The following is a 2,022-nucleotide window of genomic DNA, read 5'->3' as shown; positions in this document are numbered from 1 at the left end:
GAGGGGCTCCCGGTGGGGGAAGCAGTGGCGCGACTGTACCCGGCGGTACGCGACAGCGACAATCTTCCGCGGGTTTTATTGGATAAGGAAACGGGCAATCGGCGTCTTTCGGCGGGCCGTGGGCAGAGCCTTGGTCTTGCGTTCGATGATTGTTCGAGCATGGAGGGGTTCGGCGGGGGAACGGAACGGACCCGCCGCTCGCGTCAGGCGACGGAGAAGGCGCCGCGCGAACCGCCGCAGTTCCCCTTCTCGTTCTCCCCGCACTCCTCGTCCCCGGTCCCGGTCCCGACCCCCGCCCCGGTCAACGCCTGGCGTATCCCGGTGGCGACGGCCGGATGGACCGGCAGCGCCAGATGCCCGATCCCCGACACCCGTACGTTCTGGACGGTCAGATCGGGGTGGTCGACACGGGCGGTCTCCACCGGGACCATCAGCGTGTCGAGGTCGCTCCAGAAGCTCACGAACCGCGTCCGGCAGCCCGGCGCGGGCAGGCGCAGCTCCTCGACGAGGTCGGAGTCTGGGCACATCTGGCGGACGATCGGGTGCGCGCTGACGATCTGCGCGGAGCGGGTGCCCGCGTGCGGGGTGCCGAGCGTGACGAGCGTACGGACATACGCGTCGCCGCCGAGGCGCTGGACGTAGTAGCGGGCGATGAGACCGCCGAGGCTGTGCCCCACGATGTCCACCTCGGCGTGCCCGGTGCGGGCGCGGATCTCCTCCACATGGCGGCCGAGCAGCTCGGCGGCGGCGCGGATGTCGCAGGTCAGCGGGGAGTAGTTGAGGGATTCGAGGTGGCGCCAGCCGTGCCGGGACAGCGAGCGGCGCAGCAGGACGAAGACCGAGCGGTTGTCGATGAAGCCGTGCAGCAGCACGACGGGCGTCCGGGCGCGCCCGGCGGTGGGCAGCCGTGGGGCGTCGTCCGGGACGGCCTCCCGGCGCTCGGCCGCCATCCCTGAGGGATAGAGGACGACATGGCCGGCGAGGACGGCGAGGTCGAGTGCCGTGGCGCGCAGCAGCGCGGCGGAGATCCAGGCACGGCGCAGAAAGGAGGGGAGCAGTGAGGAGGGAAGCAGTGAGGAGGGAAGCAGTGAGGAAGGAAACAGCGAGGAGGGAAGGAGCGGTAAGAACGGCACGGACGGCCTCCCGAACGGCACGCCCGGAGAACAACACCGTCCCCCGTGTGCCCTCATGGGGCGCCCCCGCGAAAACGCGCTCGTCCAGAACGCCATGGGCCGGACCACCGTGCTGTGCGGCTGACGGCACGGGGTCCGGCGCCTTCAGAGCGGCTCCCCTTGCGCCGGCCCCGGCCGGTCACGCCGACGAGCGGCGGACAATCGGGTACGGCGACGCAAAACGAACATGTCCCACGTGTGATTTCCCCCTCCCCGGCGTCCGCGAAACGGCGGGGTGCGGGATGCTGTAGATAACGTTCGTTCACTTCAGGTTGTTCACCTCGTGTGGAGGCAGTGATGGGTGTAACCGGTCCGATCCGCGTGGTGGTGGCCAAGCCGGGGCTCGACGGGCACGACCGGGGCGCCAAGGTCATCGCACGGGCGCTGCGCGACGCGGGCATGGAGGTCATCTACACCGGCCTGCACCAGACGCCCGAGCAGATCGTGGACACGGCGATCCAGGAGGACGCCGACGCGATCGGCCTCTCCATCCTCTCGGGCGCCCACAACACCCTGTTCGCCAAGGTCATCGAACTCCTGAAGGAGCGCGACGCGGCGGACATCAAGGTCTTCGGCGGCGGCATCATCCCGGAGGCGGACATCGCCCCCCTGAAGTCCCTCGGCGTGGCCGAGATCTTCACGCCCGGAGCGACGACGACGTCGATCGTGGAGTGGGTACGGGGGAATGTCCGCGCGGGGGCCGGGGCGTAGGTAGTTCGCCGGGCGGCCGGCTGGCTCGTCGGCGGGCCGTCTGTGGCCGTTCGCGCAGTTCCCCGCGCCCGCTGGTGGCGGCTGGGGGCGCGGGGAACTGCGCGAGCAAGCCAGCACGGTCCGCAGACGAAAGAAGCGG

General features: G+C 70.4%; 2 protein-coding genes. One reads left to right on the top strand and one right to left on the bottom strand.

The genetic code is table 11. The features are described 5' to 3' along the window. Positions 1–203: 203 nt before the first annotated feature. Positions 204–1,154 carry an esterase/lipase family protein gene (locus ACJA3G_RS35780; RefSeq protein WP_406557198.1) on the bottom strand — a complete coding sequence of 317 codons (951 nt, stop codon included), beginning with the start codon at positions 1,152–1,154 and terminating at the stop codon, positions 204–206. 315 nt (positions 1,155–1,469) lie between these two features. On the opposite strand from ACJA3G_RS35780, the gene ACJA3G_RS35775 reads away from it, so the two are divergent. Then, positions 1,470–1,883, top strand: a complete 414-nt coding sequence (locus ACJA3G_RS35775) for a cobalamin B12-binding domain-containing protein (protein WP_406557197.1) — start codon at positions 1,470–1,472, stop codon at positions 1,881–1,883. The last annotated feature ends 139 nt before the right edge of the window (positions 1,884–2,022 follow it).

Origin of the sequence: Streptomyces sp. YS-3 (assembly GCF_045257485.1) — a bacterium.
Classification (GTDB): Bacteria; Actinomycetota; Actinomycetes; order Streptomycetales; family Streptomycetaceae; genus Streptomyces.
The sequence above is the reverse complement of the archived record's forward strand: the minus strand, read 5'-3'. Positions and strand labels throughout refer to the sequence as shown.